Origin of the sequence: uncultured Microbulbifer sp. (genome assembly GCF_947489355.1) — a bacterium.
Lineage (GTDB): Bacteria > Pseudomonadota > Gammaproteobacteria > Pseudomonadales > Cellvibrionaceae > Microbulbifer.
Genome location: NZ_CANLDD010000005.1, coordinates 1 through 17,181 on the forward strand (window position 1 = coordinate 1; position 17,181 = coordinate 17,181).

Genomic DNA, 17,181 nt, shown 5'->3' on the forward strand with positions numbered 1-17,181 from the left:
GGTTTCGTCACCTTCATCAAAACCGGTAAACCCCCTCTTTTCAAGGAGATGTGTCAGATTTGGTCTGAACTAATACATTTAAATCATGGCTGCTGAGTACTTTTTTGTTTAATCTATTGCTCTTATCAGCTGTAAACGGAATTGTTAAGAGGTGGGGTCAGTTCTTAGGTGAACTGCAAATATTCTCAAGCATGTTCAAAGTTGAACTAACTCCCTGAACAAGATAAGCCTGCATGCCTGTTTTCCTGGCGGCAGCGACATTGCCGGGATTGTCATCAAAAAATACAATTTTTTTTGGGTGGATTTTTAATGTTTCGATAGCGAATAGAAAAAACGCTATCTCCGGTTTTGCCATTCCAATTTTATGTGAAGCAAAGATATGTTCAAAATAGTCATGGGCACGAAATTCCAGTGTGATTCTTGGCCAGTGGATGGCATTCGTATTGGAAAGTGCGGATACGCCAAATTCTCTGCTGACGTTCATCAATAGCTCCGTTGCGCCGGGATAGAATCCTTTTGGCCATCGCTCGAAGTGGGAGAGGATCTCATTAACCGTGTGATCAAGTTTCAGATCCTGTTTCATCGTATTGGCAAACGCATCTGGAGAAATAAGGCCTTTCTCAAATTTTCTTGCAGTTTCTGATGAAAGCCAATCAGAAAAAGGCATTTTATGCGCAGGGAACGGCGAGCCGGAAAGCTCTATCAGGACGCCACCAAGGTCGAAAAGTATCCATTCTATTTTCTGGCGCATAGCTCACCTTTTCCTGTAGGGTATTTTTTACAGCGGTCCCTCTCTTTCCTACTTTTCTGAACAGTTCTTTACCAGCAAAAGCGTGTCAATTTGAAGCAATAGTTAAAATAGTGATGACGCTTCTTTAGTTTGCACTATTGTGCCACCTGCCCAAAAACGCCTGTCAATCGCTATATATTCAAACTGAAAGGTTTCCGGCCCTCCCGCGCGGTGGTCTATCGGTGAGCGGTGGTCTAGCCATTCTCCCACAGGAAAACCCCAACACCAAGTGTGTATCTGAGTATTTCAAGTCTGACCGCCAGTGGGTTTTGGCTGGATTTAGGGTCTTTATACTGTATTATTTTGTAGCATTTATTTATCTGATTTTTAATCATGATTGCTTCAATCAATCATCGCTACCCTGTCTGCCTCTGTTGCCATCAGTACTCTCTGGTGGTGTTGGCTCCCTCTATGTATTCGTTACAGATACACGACTGAAACTGTTTGTGCGCTTCGGTCTGCCTAGCCAAGGCCGGATTTGCCGGGCCGGCTGTCTTGCGCTGCCTTTGCCGGTTCTCTGCAGGGAGTTGCTTGCTGGGGAGGGGGAATAGTGTCCCTTATCGTTAATTGGCGAATAAAGTGGTACGGTAGGCACCCCTAATAATTGAATAACACTTTATGTAGCTAGGAGTTGTACATATGGCACAGATCAAAGCTTTGGATAAAAAGGCACATGCCAACCTGAAATTCACCCAGGACATCACGTTTGACCATGTCAGCGGCAATCATATCCTGCCGCTGGTGGTGCAAGAGATGGTACAGGCGAGCCAGAGCTACCCGATCCTGTTCGTAAAAGACCAGGACACCGATCAATTCAAAGTGGTTGCCCTGACAGGCCTGCGCCCCGGTGAAAACCTCTTCTCCGGTAGCGAAGGCTGGGATGGCAGCTATGTACCGCTGCAGGTACGCACCTATCCCTTTGTGCTGGTGAAGAACCCCGAAGATACCGATCAGGCGGTGCTCTGCATCGATGAAGATTCCAAGATGCTGAGTGAATCCGAGGGTGAGCCACTGTTTGAGGAGGATGGCGAGCAAACCGACTACCTGAAAAACTGTGCCCAGGCCGTTGTAGAGGCCGCCCAGCGCGTGAGTGTTACCGAGCAGTTTGTCGAATTTCTGGTATCCAAGGATTTGCTCACCCAGAAGAAATTGACCCTGCGTGTTACCGAGAACGACAAGCCCTACGATCTGACCGGTTTCTTTGTGGTGGATGAAGAGAAGCTGAATAAGTTGTCCGATGAGGATTTCTTGGAGTTGCGCAAACGTGGCGCGCTGCCGGCTATCTATGCTTCCGTGATGTCTTCCATGCAGGTTCAAAGCCTGATTCGCAAAAAACGGGCCGGCTGATCCCTATTGCCCGGCAGCGATGGTTGGCGGGTGTTGCGTATCTACAATGCGGGTTCTGGGTTATGCCTCCAGCACCCGCTGTACTGTGTGCGATGATTCTCCCCTCAATGATTCGCGCTCAAATCATAAGGTGAAAGAAGGGGGGGGGCGCGGTTTTCCATCCGCTACTGATTTTCCTGGCTGGTGCTTTCCTACGGAGTTGTGGTATGCCTGCCAGTCTTGGTCGCGGTGCAGTCGAGCCGTAGGTTCCTGCGTTGCTGGTAAGGGCTTTTTTGTACTTGGTTTGAGCGGGGGCTGAATTGGTCGGAAGAGATGGCTGGGGCGGTAGGATTCGAACCTACGCATGACGGGATCAAAACCCGCTGCCTTACCGCTTGGCTACGCCCCAGTTTCAGAGTTGTAAAGGTGGGCCTTTGGCTTGAAATGGTAGCAAGGGGGAGACTTGAACTCCCGACCTCAGCATTATGAGTGCTGCGCTCTAACCGGCTGAGCTACCTTGCCATTTTCCCTGTTCTTGCCCGGGCCTGACCGAGGGCGCGCATTATCATGCTCCAGATCGGGCGTGTCAACTCTTTTTTGTATTCTTTTCAGTTAGTTAGGAGGTTTTCTTTTGTGTCCGGCGCAGGGCCCGAACGACGCCTGGGGCCGGTGATAGCGGCGAGGGCGGAGCCCGCCACTACGGCGCCGGCGCCGGACCAGCTGATCCAGTTGAGCGGCTCCACGGCGATATAGTCCGGCCAGGTGGCGCTGATCAATGTACTCAACAGCAGGGTAATGACCGGCACCAGCGACAGGGTGGCGCTGACGCTGGATGCCTCCCAATGGACCAGGGCCTTGCTGAAAGCGCCGTAGGCGATCAGGGTATTGGCAGTGAGGAAAGCCAGCAGTGCCCATTCGAGCCCGCTGAGATGTGTGACCGCCAGTGGATCAGCCATGGGCAGGAAGCAGAGGGTACCGGCGATGTAAATCAATACCAGAAGATCCTGTGGTGTGGCCCGGCAGAGAATTTTTTTCTGGAAGAAGCCGTATACGGCCCAGGCCACAGCCGCCACCAGGATATATCCCAGACCCAGAAGATAGTTTTCGCCGCCGTCGGTCAAATTGCCCAGGCGCTGGTTGAAAAAGAGCAGTAAGCCGGTCACCACCATGGCCACGCCGCACCACTGGCGCGGCGAGAAGCGCTCCCCGAGCCAGAGTACGCTGGAGATCAACAACAGCAATGGCGCCAGTTGAATCACAATTTGTGCAGCGCCAGGGGTGATGTAATCGAGGCCACTGGCATAGGTGAGGTAATTAACCAACAGTCCCAAAACAGCCAGCAGGGTAAAAGGCAGCAGGGCGCGGCCAAATAGCGCCCCGAGCTTCAGCTGTCGCGACTGGCCGTAGTAGGCGCCCGCCAGCAGAGCGGCGCCGGCAAAGCGGTACCAAGTGGCCGTTTCGGGGCTGACATGCTCCAGCAGACCTTTGAGGGCGATGGGCAGGGCGGCCCACATGAAAACGGTTACCAGGGCCAGGGGAAGGCCGATTTTCCAGTTTGATTGCGCCATGAGTTCCCGGTCGGTGGAAAGCCGCCCCGGTGACAGGGCGGCGAGGAAAGAAAAAGATCAGACGTTGAAGCGGAAGTGGATGACATCTCCATCTGCAACGATGTAATCCTTGCCCTCCAGGCGCCACTTTCCGGCTTCCCTGGCGCCGGCCTCGCCGTCACAGGCAACAAAGTCACTGTAGCCAACCACTTCCGCGCGGATAAAGCCCTTCTCGAAATCTGTGTGGATTTTGCCGGCAGCATTGGGTGCTGTGGCGCCGAGGGGGATGGTCCAGGCGCGCACCTCTTTGACGCCCGCGGTGAAGTAGGTGTGCAGGCCCAGCAACTGATAGCCAGCGCGAATCACCCGGTTGAGGCCGGGTTCCTCCATGCCCAGTTCGTGTAGAAACTCCTGCTTTTCGTCGTCGTCCAGTTCGGCGACCTCCGCTTCCAGCTTGTTGCAAATGGGTACCAGTACGGCATTCTCTTCCGCGGCAATAGCGGCGACCGCATCCAGATGCGGATTCTGCTCAAGGCCCTCTTCGTGTACGTTGGCGATATACATGGTGGGCTTCACGGTGAGCAGGCTCAGTTCGCGCAGATCGGCCAGCGCTTCTTCGGACAGGCCAAAAGAGCGCAGTGGCTTGGCTTCGTTCAGGTGTGGCTGGATTCTTTCCAGCAGGGCCTTCATTTTGATCGCGTGTTTGTCCTGTCCCTTGGCGGCGCGGGTGTAGCGTTGCAGGGCCTTTTCCACAGTATCCAGGTCGGCCAGGGCCAGCTCGGTATTGATCACCTCGATATCGGACAGGGGGTGCACCTGGTTGGCTACGTGGATCACGTTGTCGTCCTCGAAGCAGCGCACAACGTGGGCGATGGCGTCGGTTTCGCGGATGTTGGCGAGGAATTTGTTACCCAGGCCCTCGCCTTTGGAGGCACCCGCGACCAAACCGGCGATGTCGGTGAATTCCATGGTGGTTGGAATCACTTTTTGCGGTTTGACGATCTGCGCCAGCTTGTCGAGGCGGCTGTCCGGTACCGGCACAACGCCGGCGTTGGGCTCGATGGTGCAGAAGGGGAAGTTCTCAGCGTCGATACACGCCTTGGTCAGTGCGTTGAACAGGGTGGATTTGCCCACATTGGGCAGGCCGACGATACCGCAAGTAAAACCCATAGTGCTATTTTTCCGTTTGCCTGAGGCGCGTCTGCACGCGCTGCTGATCTGTGGTGGAGAGTCCGGTCGTGACGGCGCTGGCGGGAGCCTGGGTGGGGTGTATGGCCACCAAAAAAACCGGGCCAGCCGGCGCAATACCGGCGATTTGGCGCAGCACACTAGCAAGTTTCCGGGACAAAAAGCAAGCCGGCCAACAGGGTCTATTGGCCTGCCGGGGTCGCCGTATGCAGTGTCTTCATAGCCCCGCCCCAGTCGCCGCTGGCGGCAGAGGGTAGTACACTGATCGCGCGCTCAATGGTTTCGGCCAGTGTTTCCTGTTCCGCTCTGGGGGCCCGCTGCAGTACGAACCGGACCACGTCACCGCCGCGGCCGGGATGACCGATGCCGAGCCGCAGGCGCATAAAATTCCGATTGTTGCCCAGCGCGGCAATGATATCTCTCAGGCCGTTGTGACCACCGTGGCCGCCGCCGGATTTCAGGCGCGCGGTACCGGGGGGCAGATCCAGTTCATCGTGCGCGACCAGAATGGCCTCCGGGGGAATTTTGAAAAAATGCACCAGCGGGGCTACTGCCCGGCCACTGCGATTCATATAAGTGGTGGGGATCAACAGGCGAATATCCCGGCTGCCGATGCGCAGGCGGCCTGTCAGGCCGTGGGCTTTGCTGTCCTGATTGAGCTGGACGCCGTGGTGGCGTGCCAGCTCGGTAACAAAATCGGCACCGGCGTTATGCCGTGTCCGGTCGTATTCCGGGCCGGGGTTTCCCAGGCCGACAATTAACTGGATCGGGGTGTCCGGTGCCGCTGCCAAAACGCTTACTCTTCGCTTTCACCGGATTCGGTTTCGGCTTCAGTCTCAGCATCAACAGCGCCGCGTGGCTTGTGGATAGAGGCGACAACCAGATTGTGGTCTTCGCCGTGGCTCAGGTCCACAGACTCAACCGCTGCCGGCAGTTGCAGGTCGGAAATGTGCAGTATGTCGCCCATTTCCAGGCCCGCCAGGTCCACTTCGATAAACTCGGGTAACTTGGCGGCGGGGGCGCGCACTTCCAGCTCGGTCAGTGTGTGGGAGACGATGCCGCCGGCCTTTACCCCTTTGCAGGCGTCTTCGTTGAGGAAGTGCAGGGGCACTTTCACATGTACCTTGGTGTTGGCGGAAACCCGTTGAAAGTCAACGTGGAGCAGCAACGGCCTGGCGGGGTGGCGCTGCAGATCGCGCAGGATCACTTTCTCGGCTTTACCGTCGATGTCCAGGGTTAGCATGGAAGAGAAGAAAGCTTCATTTTCCAGGGCCTTGAACAGGTCTTTTTGCATTAAGGATACGGATTGTGGCTCGGCTTTGCCGCCGTATATGATGCCGGGTACACGGCCTTCCAGGCGACGCAGGCGGCGGCTCGCACCTTTCCCCTCATCGCTGCGGGCAATGGCGTTCAATTTGATATCAGACATGGGTTAAACCTCGGATTGTCTGTCCAGGGCGACCTGCGACCGGACCGCGCTGGCGTTGTTGAAATTGGGTTTTTGGACCCAACAGGAATCGCCCGGTAGACCGGGCGGGCGCGTATTTTACGGGAATCGACGCCGAAGGCAAAGTGCTCCGGCGGGTAAAAGATAACCGGGTAGCCGCCGGGGCCGGGCTGTTAGCGAAACATTGCGGAGAGGGATTCCTCGTTGCTGATGCGGCGCATGGACTCGGCCAGCATCGCGGACAGGGTCAGCTGGCGAATCTTTGGCGCTCTTTCCATCTTGTCGCCTAGGGGAATGGAATCGGTGACGACAAGCTCGTCGAGTACCGAATTGTTCAGATTGTCGATGGCATTGCCCGATAGCACCGGGTGGGTACAGTAGGCGACGACTTTCTGGGCACCGTGTTCCTTGAGGGCGCTGGCGGCATTGCACAGGGTGCCGGCGGTGTCCACCATATCGTCCACCAGCAGGCAGGTGCGACCGCTGACTTCGCCGATGATATTCATCACCTCCGCCACATTGGCGGCGGGGCGGCGCTTGTCGATGATGGCCAGGTCACAGTCGAGGCTCTTGGCCACGGCGCGGGCGCGCACTACGCCGCCGATGTCCGGGGAAACGACCACCAGATTCTCGTATTTCCGGCGCTCGATATCGTCCAGCAGCACAGAGGAGCCGTAGACATTGTCCACGGGTACGTCGAAGAAGCCCTGGATCTGCTCGGCGTGCAGGTCTACGGTCAATACGCGGTCAATACCCACGCTGACCATCATGTCGGCGACCACTTTGGCGGAGATGGGTACGCGCTGGGACCTGACGCGGCGATCCTGGCGGGCGTAGCCGAAGTAGGGCACCACGGCGGTGACGCGGCCGGCGGACGCGCGGCGCAGGGCGTCTACCAGCAGAATCAGCTCCATCAGGTTGCGGTTGGTGGGCTGGCAGGTGGATTGCACCACAAAAACGTCGCGGCCGCGCACGTTATCGGTAATTTCAACGGCAATTTCGCCATCGGAGAAGCGTTTGACCAATGCCTCTCCGAGGGGGATCGCCATATGGTCAACCACTTTTTGTGCCAGCTCCGGATTTGCATTGCCGGTAAAGACCATTAAGTCAGCCACTGCGAGTTCCTTTAGTTTGTCTTGAAGTGTAGGTGTGTGCACAATTTTGCCAGCAGTTGGCGTAGGGCATTTCCCGTTCTTGCCTATTGCGGGAGAGACGGGGCGGGATAGGGGTATTCTGTTGGCCGCTCCCCGTTATCCGGATAGTTGCGCCGACTTTCACGGAGTGCCCCGGTCGTCGACAGGGGTTTGCGCGCAAGTTCGCCTTCGCCATTGTGGAATGGGGGGCGGGCTGTGTTCAGCCCTGCACGGGTAACCTGGGCCGGTTGGATCGATGTCGACTGAAACATGGGGAACCGGTTTTCAATAGCGCCACTGCCAATAAACAGAAAGTGGCTGGGGCGGTAGGATTCGAACCTACGCATGACGGGATCAAAACCCGCTGCCTTACCGCTTGGCTACGCCCCAGTATCTGTCCTCATTCGCTTGAGGTTAATTTCGCGAGCACCTGGTGAACGGGAGAAACTGGTACGCCAGATGCTATAAATCCCCGCCATTTGTCCGGAAGCCGTGCAAACACCGTATTGGCAGCGCATGCGGTATGGAAAGCTGCGAATACACAGCCGCCGGTACCGGTGAGTTGTGCCGGTGCGAATTGCTCCAGCCACACTCTGGCATCGCGGACTTCAGGGTAGAGATGCTCTACCAGTGTCTGGCAGTCGTTACCGGGAAAAACTTGCCGCTTTTCTCCGCTCAGCGCTTTCTCTGAACGCAGCTTCTCGCGAAGGGCCGCTAATGTAATTGGGGGGGAATCTCTTGTCAAACGCGGGTCGCAAAAAATGTTTGCGGTGCGTACTTCGCAACCGGGAGACACCACCAGGTAGTGGCGTTTTACCGTGGTGATCGGGGTTAATTTTTCTCCAACGCCCTCGGCCCAGGCGGTGTGCCCGCGCACAAATACCGGAATATCTGCACCCAACTGGCGGCCCAGTTCGGCCAGCGCGTCGATAGACAGGCCGCACTGCCACAGGTAGTTGAGGGCCAACAGTGTGGTGGCGGCATCGCTGCTGCCGCCACCGATACCGCCGCCGTGGGGCAGGTTTTTGATCAGTCGAATATGTGCGCCCGGCACCTGGTGATGGTTGTGCAGGGATTTTTCTCGCAGCAGCCGGGCTGCGCGGTATACGAGGTTGTCCTCCAGCGGGATTTTGAGCGCACCGGCATCCACGTGGATTTTACCTGTTTCACACACTGAGAATGTCAGCGTGTCCCCATAATCGAGCAATTGAAACAGCGTCTGCAGCTCGTGGTAGCCGTCCGCGCGGCGACCGCCTATGCGCAGGAACAGGTTGAGTTTTGCGGGCGCGGGTAACTGCAGCATGGGAGAGGGTCGGGCCGGTTGAATCTGGTCGGCCAATCATACCTTCTCAAGGGTGTTTCAGCATTCAAAACTCCCACGCCTTGATCACCAGGGTGACCTGCACAGGGCCGGTGCTGGCGTTGGTCTGAGCCTTGATGCGGGTGGGCAGACGGTAGGGGCCATTTTGGCGGTAGTCGCTGAAACGGAGCAACCAGCCGGATTGTTGCAAGCTCTGCAGTTGTCCCTGGGCATTGTGCCTCTCAGCGCCTTTGGCCCCGGGGGCCGGCAGTCCGCGCACCCAGTAAAACATCTCAGCAGCGGGCAGAGGCCAGCCCAGGGTTTGCGCGGTGAGTTGCGACGCGTTGCGTGCCACAACCGGCGGTTCGTTGCCGCGCATCAGGCTGACGCCGCCGGCGGAGCCGGTAATGACCGTGGTGCCGGCGCCGAGAGGACCACTGAGGTGAATCCGGTAATTCTGTACACCGTTTTGTGTCCAGACCAGGTTGGCGCTGCCGTTATCCTTTGGAGAGCGCACACCCAGCTTTCCTTTCATGGTCCACTGTTTCAACTGCGCCACCGTTTCTGGTGCGGCTGTATCCCGCGGCACCTCCGGTGTGTGCTGTTCCCTGGTTTTCTGACTGGCACAGGCGGAGAACAGGAGGGTGAGGGCTGCGACCAGTAGAAAATAATAGGTGCGCGCGGAGGATACTTCAGTGATCGGATACATGCTGTTGTGGTGACTCTTGGATTTGCAGGCGCTTCATTGCGGCCGGAATAATTTCGCTGTGCGGATGGGTTGCAAGCCCGTCTTTCCAGACCCTGAGTGCACCCGTACGATCCCCCTGTACCCAGAGAACCTCGCCCAGGTGGGCTGCGATTTCGTGATCGGGCAGTCTCCCCAGTGCCTTGCGCAAATATTTTTCCGCCGCGGTGTAATTACCCAGACGGTACTGTACCCAGCCCATGCTGTCGAGGATGGCGGGATCTTCCGGTTTCAGCGCCAGGGCCTTGCGGATCAGTTGGAGTGCTTCCCCGCGGCGCGACGGATCGCCGATCAACTTGTAGCCCAGTGCGTTCAGCACGGTGGCGTTTTGTGGGTCGCGCTTGAGTAAGCTGCGCAGATCGCGTTCAAAGGCGGTGGCATTGCCGAGTTGATCGTTGAGTAAGGCGCGGGTATACATCAGGCGGCTACTGGCACTGTTGGCTGCGAGCCCCTGTTCGACTCTCTCCAGTGCCAGTTGCGGCTCGCCGTTTTTACGCAGCAGTTCAACCTCCATAAGGTAGAAGTGTTCTTCCTGCACAGGGTGTTCTTGGCGAAGTTCGGCAAACCACTGCCGGTTGTTCATGTGTTGGCCAGTGGCGGCGAGCAAACGGGTGCCGCGGGTGATGGCTTCCAGGTAATCGTTGCCGGGTTGGACCTGGCGAAAATGTTCGACAGCGGTGGTGAGCTCCTGCTGCTTCTCAGCTACGCCCCCCAGATAAAAATGCGCTGAGGATTCGTGTTGCCTCAATTCCAGCAACTTTGTAAACAGTGGCTTGGCCGCGTCTATCTGGTTGGTTTCATATTCAATCAGGGCAAGGGACAGGATCAGGTTGCCATCTTCGGGGCGCTGTTTGACCAGTTCGGCAAACTGCTGGCGTGCCAGAGCCAGATCCTCGCGAATCAGCAAGCGCGCATACTGCAGGCGCAAGCGGCCCTCGCCGGGGTGGATGTTGACCAGATTTTCCAATAGTTCGATGGCGTCGCGACGCTTGCCGAGATCGACCAGCAGGTGGCTCTCCAGCAATGGTGCATCGAGCTGATCCGGGTGCTGCTCCTGGACCTGGTGTACTAGGGTGAGTGCGCGACCGTACTGCTTGCCGGCGCGCAATGCCATGGCATAGGCCAGAATCACTTCATCGTTAAGGGGGTATTCCTGTGCCAGAAGGGCAAGCTTTGCCAGGGTTTGTGCATCGAGCTTTTGCTGGGCGATGGCGGTGGAGGCGAGGGACTGCAGAGGCGGCTTGCCACCCAATGCCAGGGCTTTTTCTGCATGCGCCAGGGCGGTCGGCAAAACCCCGGCCAGGGTCAGTTCCGCAGTTACCGCCAGTTGGGCCTCGGTGTTTTCCGGCTCCAGTTCGACCCACAACTGGGCTGAGCGCAGGGCTGCCTGGCGGGCATTGAGGAAGCGGGCAATGCGCGTGGCGCGAGCGGCCACGCCGGCATCCTTGGTGACCTCCGCCTGGTGGTAGTAATTGGCCAGAGCGACATCGTAGTGTTTGCGAATACCGGCAACTTCCGCCACCAGCAGGGTGTAGAAGGTATCGATGGGAAAGGCCCGCGTAACGGCCTGCCGGGATGAGCCCGCTGTTTTTGTCTTTTGCCTCTGTATGGCCTGGCCGGGGGGCTCGCCTGTATCCTCCCTCGATGGTACCCGATTACAGGCCCCCAGCATGAGTAGAAAGCAGAGACTTAAGAGCAGGGTGAAACTGGTGGCCTGGGGCTTTGCGGATAACAGGCGGGGTGGGAGCATAGATCGTGTCCATACGTTGCTGGGCGCGGGAGCGGGGGTCGAGTGACATGTTTTAACCGATTAAGGCCATATAATTCTAGTCGTGAATCGGTCTCCGCACGGCGGGCTCCGGGTATCCCGGCCAAATCAGCGCGCAATTTAACCGCCCGCCGGCCTTGCAAGCGAGGCGGCGGCCCCTGAAAATGCGCCCCCAATGTGAACTTCGCACTTCGAGATTGAACACCGACGAAACGCTATGCCATTTGTTATCCTGGGTATCAACCACGACAGCGCACCCATAGAGGTACGCGAGCGGGTGGCTTTCGCGCCCGAGGTGATGCCCGGTGCCCTGGGGGATGCGCGAAAAATGCCCGACTGTCGGGAGCTTGCCATCCTCTCCACCTGCAACCGCACCGAGCTTTATGGGACCATCGACGCGGAGTCTCTGCTCCGGTGGCTCGCAGAATACCATTGTATACCGCTGGAGCAATTGCAAGGCTGCAGTTACCGCTATAGCGGGGAGGCGGCGGTACGACATATGATGCGCGTCGCCTGCGGCCTTGACTCCCTGGTCCTGGGCGAGCCGCAGATTCTCGGGCAGATCAAGTCGGCCTATGCGGTGGCGCGGGAATCCGGCAGCGTCGGCAGTGCGCTGCACCGGGTGTTCCAGCGGGTGTTTACTGTGGCGAAAAAAGTGCGCACTGAGACAGCCATCGGTGAAAACCCGGTGTCTGTGGCCTATGCTGCGGTGTCCCTGGCCTCGCGTATTTTTACCGATCTGAAAAGACAGACGGTGCTGTTGATCGGCGCCGGTGAGACGGTTGAACTGTTGGCGCGACACCTGCTGGATCAGGGAATCAGGCAGTTGATTGTGGCCAATCGCACCTTGAGTCGCGCACAGGTGCTGGCGGAGAATTTCGGTGCGGAGGCTATTCTGCTTGCCGATATTCCCGAGCATCTGGTCCGCGCGGATATTGTCATCAGCTCCACCGCCAGCCAGTTGCCCATTCTGGGCAAGGGCGCGGTGGAATCAGCGCTGCGCAAGCGCCGCCACAGTCCGATGTTTATGGTCGACATCGCCGTACCGCGGGATATAGAACCCCAGGTGGGGGAGCTCGATGATGTCTATCTGTATACGGTGGACGATCTGCGCGGTGTAATTGATGAGGGCATGCGCTCCCGCGAGAAAGCCGCTGAAGCTGCCGGGGCGATAGTGGACGCAGCCGCGGCAGAATTTACCAAAGAGAGCCGGGCGCTCGGGGCGGTGGATACCATTCGCAGCTACCGCCAGCGCGCCCAGGAAATCAGCGGCGCGGAACTGGAGCGGGTGCTGTTGCAACTGGACAAGGGCGGGGACCCGCGCCGTTTGATGGAACAACTGGTCCGGACACTGACGAACAAACTGATCCACGCGCCCACCGTCAGCTTAAAGAAAGCTACTGCCGATGGCGATCTGGAACGCCTGCGCATTGTGCGCGAGGTTGTGGGATTGGACGACCTCGCCGATATAGCACTAGAGAAAAAGCACAAATGAAAGAGTCGCTACTGAACAAGCTGGATCACCTGCAGGAGCGCCACGAGGAGATTTCCGCGCTGCTCGGTGATGCCGGCGTGATCGCCGATCAGGAACAGTTCCGCGACCTGTCGCGAGAGTATGCCGAGTTGGAGGAAGTGGTGAAATGCTACGGCCGCTACAGGCAACTGCAGGAGGATATGGCCGCGGCGCGGGAGATGCTCAGCGAGCAGGATTCAGAAATGCGCGAGATGGCGCAGGAGGAATTGCGCGAGGCACAGGTTCAGGTGGCGCCTTTGGAGCGTGAACTGCAGACCCTGTTGCTGCCCCGCGATCCCAATGACCGCAAAAATGTCTTCCTGGAGATCCGCGCTGGAACCGGTGGCGATGAGGCGGCGATTTTTTCCGGCGATCTGTTTCGCATGTATTCCCGCTACGCGGAAAAACAGGGCTGGCGCCTGGAGATTATCAGTGAAAATCCCGGTGAGCACGGCGGTTATAAGGAAATCATTACCCGCGTGGCGGGCGAGAATGTCTATGCAAAGCTCAAGTTCGAGTCCGGTGCCCACCGTGTACAGCGGGTTCCGGAGACCGAGTCCCAGGGGCGTATCCACACCTCCGCCTGCACCGTGGCGGTCATGCCGGAGCCGGATGAACGCGATGCCATTGAGGTCAACCGGGCCGATTTGCGCGTGGATACCTATCGCGCCTCCGGCGCCGGTGGCCAGCATGTGAACAAAACCGACTCCGCCGTGCGCCTGACCCATATCCCCACGGGCATCGTGGTGGAGTGCCAGGACGAACGCTCCCAGCACAAGAACCGCGCCAAGGCCATGGCACTGTTGCAGGCCAAACTCTCCAGTGCGCAGGAAGCGGCAGCGGCACAGGAAATTTCCGATGCGCGCAAAAGCCTGGTGGGCAGCGGTGACCGTTCCGAGCGCATTCGCACCTACAATTTTCCCCAGGGGCGGGTGACCGATCACCGTATCGGTCTGACCCTGTACAAGCTGGATGAGGTGATACAGGGCGCTCTGGAGGCAGTGATCGAGCCGCTGCGCACCGAGCACCAGGCGGACCAGTTGGCAGCCATGGGCCAGTAGTGCTGATGTTTGTACGCCGCTACAGGTAGCTGTTTGCGTATGGCCAGTGTCAAGGACAATATTGCTCGCTGGGGGGAATTGACCCACAGCGAGTCGGCGCGATTGGATACTGAGATTCTGCTCGGCCATATCCTGGCTCGCGGGCGCGCCTGGCTCTACACCTGGCCGGAATACCAGCTGACACCGGCCCAGCAAAGCGCATTCGATGGGCTGCTGGCGCGTCGCAGACGTGGGGAGCCGGTGGCACACCTGACCGGCGAGCGGGAATTCTGGTCGCTCAGATTAAAAGTCGATGCCTCCACTCTGATTCCCCGCCCGGACACCGAGCTGCTGGTGGAGACGGCCCTGGCGCTCTGCCCGCAGGAAAAGGTGCGCGCACTGGATCTGGGTACTGGCAGTGGGGCCATAGCACTGGCGCTGGCTGCAGAGAGACCGGGCTGGCAGATTATTGCCGCGGAGAGATCTGGCACGGCCCTGGCGCTGGCCGAGGAAAACCGTCGCAACCTCGGCTTTCACAATGTGGAGATACACCGGAGTGACTGGTTCGCACAGTTGCCACCCCAGCGCTTCGCGCTGATCGTCAGTAACCCTCCCTATATCGACAGTGCCGATCCACACCTGCAACAGGGTGATGTGCGCTTCGAGCCGCGCTCTGCACTGGTGGCGGGACGTCGGGGCCTCGCGGATATCGAGCATATCGCGGCGTGTGCCGGTGATTACCTGGAGGTGGGGGGCTGGTTGCTGGTGGAGCACGGCTGGCAGCAGGCGGCGCGGGTGCGGAAGATTTTTACCGCGGCCGGTTTTATCGATGTGCAAAGCCGCAGGGATTATTGCCGCAGGGAAAGAATAACACTGGGGACACGGGGGCGAATACAACCGCAGTTGCCTGCCGGCACATAAGCATCCCGGCGCTGAAAGGAGGGGGAATCTGTGCACGATCACGTCCATCACCGCAGCGGCAACGGCGCCTTGCGCCCGCTGCTGATCGCTTTCCTGCTCACGCTGGGTTTCTCCTTTGTGGAAGTGGTGGGAGGCTGGCTGTCCGGTTCCCTTGCGCTGCTGAGCGATGCGGGACATATGCTCACGGACGCTTTTGCTCTGGCGCTCGGGGCCGTCGCTGCGGTGCTGGCAAAAAAACCGGCGGATTGGGATCTGTCTTTTGGCTGGGGTCGGGCGGAAGTGTTGGCGGCGGTGATCAACGGCCTGCTTATGCTGCTGATTGTCGCAGCTATCTCCTTTGCGGCGATCGACCGGCTGCGCAACCCCCAGCCGGTGCAGGGCGGTATAGTCATGCTGATCGCTTTTGTCGGGCTACTGGTCAATATTCTGGCGGCATGGGCACTTTACCGGGGTGAGCGCACACTCAATATCCGCGGGGCTCTGTTGCATGTGATGGGGGATTTGCTGGGCTCGGTGGCGGCGCTTATCTCCGGGGCGGTGATCTATCTGAGCGGCTGGTTGCCCATCGATCCACTGCTGTCGCTGTTGATCTGCCTGCTGATCCTGATTTCCTGTGTGCGCCTGTTGCGCGATGCGGTCGATGTGTTGATGGAGCGGGTACCGCGGGAGCTGAGCCTGCCGGTGGTGGGTGAGACCCTGGCGCGGGTCAGCGGGGTGCGCTCCGTGCACGATCTGCATATCTGGCGGCTGGACTCCAGTACCGTTTCACTTTCGGCACATATTGTAGTGGACGATCTGTCGGCCTGGCCGGCGGTGCTGGCGCGCCTGCGGGCAACTCTGATCAAGCGCTTTGGTATCGAACATATCACCCTGCAGCCGGAACCGATTGAGCAGGTCGAGCCGGTGATTATCGACAGGGTCAGCGCACCCTGATACCGGGGCTCAATCTTCCTCGTTCAGCGGTTCCGGGACCGTATCGGCAGAGGGTGTGCGTGGCGGTTTGAGCGCCTGGGCCTGCTCGGCTGCGGGGGTTTCTGCGACCACTTCCTGGGGTTGGCTGATCTGTTCCCCCGGGGCCTGGATACCGATATGGTAGGCGGCGAAACCGGGCTGTACTACCTGGTTTTGCGCCATACCGAGAATACGCCCGTTGTGTTCTGAGCGAATCTCGCTGCGCACGTTGGTGATGGGGTTGGTGACCGTGCCGAGCAGGTCCCCCCGGCCTATAAACGCGCCGAGTTGTACCGCACTGAAGATGATGCCGCCGGTGGTGGCGCGCTGCCAGGTGGAATTGTAATACACCGGTTCCGGGTCACCCCACAGGCGAAATTTGCTCACCATGCCCAGTTGGTGCAGGAGGGTGCGAATCCCTTTCACACTGTGACTGACAGACAACTCGTCGAGCACCATGGGTGCGCCCGCCTCCAGTGTAACGGTAGGAATGCCCGCCTCTACCGCGGCGCGGCGCAGTGTGCCTTTGGCGCCGGTGCTGTGCAGTACCACGGTGGCACCGAAGCCCTGGGTCAGTTTCACGACTTTCGGATTGCTCAGGTCGCCGCGCAGCTGCGGCAGGTTGGTTCGATAAAAAGAGCCCGTGTGCAGGTCGACCACCGCATTGCAATGGCTGATCACTTCGTGGAAAAACGAATGGGCGATGCGCGCCGCGGAGGAGCCATGGGGATCGCCAGGGAAGTACCTGTTCAGGTCGCGACGATCAGTGAGGTAGCGGGAGCCGCGGTGAAAGCCCTGCAGGTTCACGATGGGCACCCCGACAACAGCGCCGTTCAAGTGTTCGGCATCCAGGTCATACAGTACCCGCCGTACGGTTTCTATGCTGTTGAGCTCGTCGCCATGCACTGCGGCGGTAAGGCACAGTACCGGACCCGGTTTGGCGCCGTTCACCACGAGTACAGGGGTGGGACTGTACACTCCTTCAAAGTGTTGGCTGGGAGACCAGGCCAGGCGGGTAGCGGTTGCCGGCGGTACTTCAGCGCCGAGCAGGCGCAGGGGCTTGGCGTCCTCCCTGGGCCCTGGTGAGAGGGTTACCGCAGTGGGGGTTTCCAAATTGCTGGCGGTTTCCCGCACAGGTTGCGCCTTCGCCTCTCTCTTGGCTGTATGCGCGGGCTCCAGTTCTGCGATGGGCTGGTCCAGCTGCAGGTTTTCCGCCTGTGGCAGGGATGCCTGTGTACTGCTGTTCGGGATAGCGTCAGGTGAGTGCGGTGTATCGCCGTTGGGCACTGGCGGTGCCGGCAGATTGATAGCCGGATGATCCAGGTGCAGGTTTTCCGCCCGGGACACAAGGGTTTTTTGCGCCGGATCGGCCCCACTCAGGCCCTGGGCCTGAGTGGCGGTTACCAGCAGGGCAAGACCCAGCAAGCGCTGGAATCTGCGCGGGGAGCGGCGCGGGATCATGGTTTACTCCGGTCAGTTTCTTATTCTGGGCCGCGCCGACGGTACTGTTTC

The 17,181-nt window shown here is 58.8% G+C and carries 16 protein-coding genes and 3 tRNA genes; 5 read left to right on the plus strand and 14 right to left on the minus strand.

All coding sequences use genetic code 11. The features are described 5' to 3' along the window. Positions 1–157 precede the first annotated feature (157 nt). Positions 158–751: an HAD family phosphatase gene (locus Q1A48_RS03855; protein ID WP_299941460.1), complete on the minus strand. Its 594-nt coding sequence runs from the start codon at positions 749–751 to the stop codon at positions 158–160. Positions 752–1,429: 678 nt separating this feature from the next. Here Q1A48_RS03855 and Q1A48_RS03860 point away from each other — a divergent pair. Next, complete coding sequence (locus Q1A48_RS03860; protein ID WP_299941461.1) at positions 1,430–2,137, plus strand: SapC family protein; 708 nt, start codon at positions 1,430–1,432, stop codon at positions 2,135–2,137. A gap of 313 nt (positions 2,138–2,450) precedes the next feature. On the opposite strand, the gene Q1A48_RS03865 is transcribed toward Q1A48_RS03860, so the two are convergent. From Q1A48_RS03865 to Q1A48_RS03920, 12 genes are all read right to left on the minus strand, one after another. Next, positions 2,451–2,525: transfer RNA gene (locus Q1A48_RS03865), tRNA-Gln, on the minus strand. A gap of 36 nt (positions 2,526–2,561) precedes the next feature. After that, positions 2,562–2,638, minus strand: a tRNA-Met gene (locus Q1A48_RS03870). A gap of 86 nt (positions 2,639–2,724) precedes the next feature. Further along, the gene (locus Q1A48_RS03875; protein ID WP_299941462.1) at positions 2,725–3,684 is read right to left on the minus strand and encodes a DMT family transporter; all 960 of its coding nucleotides are present in this window, start codon (positions 3,682–3,684) and stop codon (positions 2,725–2,727) included. Between the two features lie 57 nt (positions 3,685–3,741). Beyond that, complete coding sequence (gene ychF, locus Q1A48_RS03880) at positions 3,742–4,833, minus strand: redox-regulated ATPase YchF (RefSeq protein ID WP_299941463.1); 1,092 nt, start codon at positions 4,831–4,833, stop codon at positions 3,742–3,744. A gap of 200 nt (positions 4,834–5,033) precedes the next feature. Then, the gene (gene pth, locus Q1A48_RS03885; RefSeq protein WP_299941464.1) at positions 5,034–5,642 is read right to left on the minus strand and encodes an aminoacyl-tRNA hydrolase; all 609 of its coding nucleotides are present in this window, start codon (positions 5,640–5,642) and stop codon (positions 5,034–5,036) included. Between the two features lie 5 nt (positions 5,643–5,647). Then, on the minus strand, positions 5,648–6,280 hold the full coding sequence (locus Q1A48_RS03890) for a 50S ribosomal protein L25/general stress protein Ctc (RefSeq protein WP_299941465.1): 633 nt from the start codon (positions 6,278–6,280) through the stop codon (positions 5,648–5,650). A gap of 191 nt (positions 6,281–6,471) precedes the next feature. Further along, the gene (locus Q1A48_RS03895) at positions 6,472–7,401 is read right to left on the minus strand and encodes a ribose-phosphate pyrophosphokinase (RefSeq protein ID WP_299941736.1); all 930 of its coding nucleotides are present in this window, start codon (positions 7,399–7,401) and stop codon (positions 6,472–6,474) included. A gap of 95 nt (positions 7,402–7,496) precedes the next feature. Then, the gene (locus Q1A48_RS03900) at positions 7,497–7,778 is read right to left on the minus strand and encodes a hypothetical protein (protein ID WP_299941467.1); all 282 of its coding nucleotides are present in this window, start codon (positions 7,776–7,778) and stop codon (positions 7,497–7,499) included. Beyond that, positions 7,747–7,821 (minus strand) — tRNA-Gln (locus tag Q1A48_RS03905). The genes Q1A48_RS03900 and Q1A48_RS03905 overlap by 32 nt, the downstream gene beginning before the upstream one ends. A gap of 10 nt (positions 7,822–7,831) precedes the next feature. Continuing rightward, positions 7,832–8,770, minus strand: a complete 939-nt coding sequence (gene ispE, locus Q1A48_RS03910; protein WP_366523374.1) for a 4-(cytidine 5'-diphospho)-2-C-methyl-D-erythritol kinase — start codon at positions 8,768–8,770, stop codon at positions 7,832–7,834. A 28-nt stretch (positions 8,771–8,798) separates the two neighbouring features. Next, positions 8,799–9,440 (minus strand): lipoprotein insertase outer membrane protein LolB, encoded by a 642-nt coding sequence (gene lolB, locus Q1A48_RS03915; protein WP_299941469.1) that lies wholly within the window; start codon positions 9,438–9,440, stop codon positions 8,799–8,801. Continuing rightward, positions 9,424–11,226, minus strand: coding sequence for a tetratricopeptide repeat protein (locus tag Q1A48_RS03920; protein WP_299941472.1), 1,803 nt, complete (start codon positions 11,224–11,226; stop codon positions 9,424–9,426). Before Q1A48_RS03920 ends, lolB begins: the two co-directional genes overlap by 17 nt. A 235-nt stretch (positions 11,227–11,461) precedes the next feature. Between Q1A48_RS03920 and hemA the strand changes: the two genes are divergently transcribed. The 4 genes from hemA to Q1A48_RS03940 are packed head-to-tail and all read left to right on the plus strand — an operon-like array spanning position 11,462 to position 15,651. Next, positions 11,462–12,739 carry a glutamyl-tRNA reductase gene (gene hemA / locus Q1A48_RS03925; RefSeq protein ID WP_299941475.1) on the plus strand — a complete coding sequence of 426 codons (1,278 nt, stop codon included), beginning with the start codon at positions 11,462–11,464 and terminating at the stop codon, positions 12,737–12,739. Next, positions 12,736–13,818, plus strand: a complete 1,083-nt coding sequence (prfA, locus tag Q1A48_RS03930) for a peptide chain release factor 1 (protein WP_299941478.1) — start codon at positions 12,736–12,738, stop codon at positions 13,816–13,818. The genes hemA and prfA overlap by 4 nt, the downstream gene beginning before the upstream one ends. Before the next feature lie 39 nt (positions 13,819–13,857). Continuing rightward, positions 13,858–14,718, plus strand: coding sequence for a peptide chain release factor N(5)-glutamine methyltransferase (gene prmC / locus Q1A48_RS03935; RefSeq protein ID WP_299941481.1), 861 nt, complete (start codon positions 13,858–13,860; stop codon positions 14,716–14,718). 30 nt (positions 14,719–14,748) lie between these two features. Continuing rightward, positions 14,749–15,651, plus strand: coding sequence for a cation diffusion facilitator family transporter (locus Q1A48_RS03940; protein WP_299941484.1), 903 nt, complete (start codon positions 14,749–14,751; stop codon positions 15,649–15,651). Positions 15,652–15,660: 9 nt separating this feature from the next. Here the strand turns inward: Q1A48_RS03940 and Q1A48_RS03945 are convergent, their stop codons facing one another. After that, positions 15,661–17,130, minus strand: a complete 1,470-nt coding sequence (locus Q1A48_RS03945; RefSeq protein ID WP_299941486.1) for a succinylglutamate desuccinylase/aspartoacylase family protein — start codon at positions 17,128–17,130, stop codon at positions 15,661–15,663. Positions 17,131–17,181: the final 51 nt, after the last annotated feature.

Excerpts from the sequence above, each read along its gene's own strand:
- prmC (WP_299941481.1), top strand. The coding sequence starts at position 13,858 with ATGGCCAGTGTCAAGGACAATATTGCTCGCTGGGGGGAATTGACCCAC.
- ychF (WP_299941463.1), bottom strand. The coding sequence starts at position 4,833 with ATGGGTTTTACTTGCGGTATCGTCGGCCTGCCCAATGTGGGCAAATCC.
- Q1A48_RS03875 (WP_299941462.1), bottom strand. The coding sequence starts at position 3,684 with ATGGCGCAATCAAACTGGAAAATCGGCCTTCCCCTGGCCCTGGTAACC.
- Q1A48_RS03860 (WP_299941461.1), top strand. The coding sequence starts at position 1,430 with ATGGCACAGATCAAAGCTTTGGATAAAAAGGCACATGCCAACCTGAAA.
- hemA (WP_299941475.1), top strand. The coding sequence starts at position 11,462 with ATGCCATTTGTTATCCTGGGTATCAACCACGACAGCGCACCCATAGAG.
- Q1A48_RS03890 (WP_299941465.1), bottom strand. The coding sequence starts at position 6,280 with ATGTCTGATATCAAATTGAACGCCATTGCCCGCAGCGATGAGGGGAAA.
- Q1A48_RS03855 (WP_299941460.1), bottom strand. The coding sequence starts at position 751 with ATGCGCCAGAAAATAGAATGGATACTTTTCGACCTTGGTGGCGTCCTG.
- Q1A48_RS03920 (WP_299941472.1), bottom strand. The coding sequence starts at position 11,226 with ATGCTCCCACCCCGCCTGTTATCCGCAAAGCCCCAGGCCACCAGTTTC.
- Q1A48_RS03945 (WP_299941486.1), bottom strand. The coding sequence starts at position 17,130 with ATGATCCCGCGCCGCTCCCCGCGCAGATTCCAGCGCTTGCTGGGTCTT.
- Q1A48_RS03900 (WP_299941467.1), bottom strand. The coding sequence starts at position 7,778 with ATGCGTAGGTTCGAATCCTACCGCCCCAGCCACTTTCTGTTTATTGGC.
- lolB (WP_299941469.1), bottom strand. The coding sequence starts at position 9,440 with ATGTATCCGATCACTGAAGTATCCTCCGCGCGCACCTATTATTTTCTA.
- prfA (WP_299941478.1), top strand. The coding sequence starts at position 12,736 with ATGAAAGAGTCGCTACTGAACAAGCTGGATCACCTGCAGGAGCGCCAC.
- Q1A48_RS03895 (WP_299941736.1), bottom strand. The coding sequence starts at position 7,401 with ATGGTCTTTACCGGCAATGCAAATCCGGAGCTGGCACAAAAAGTGGTT.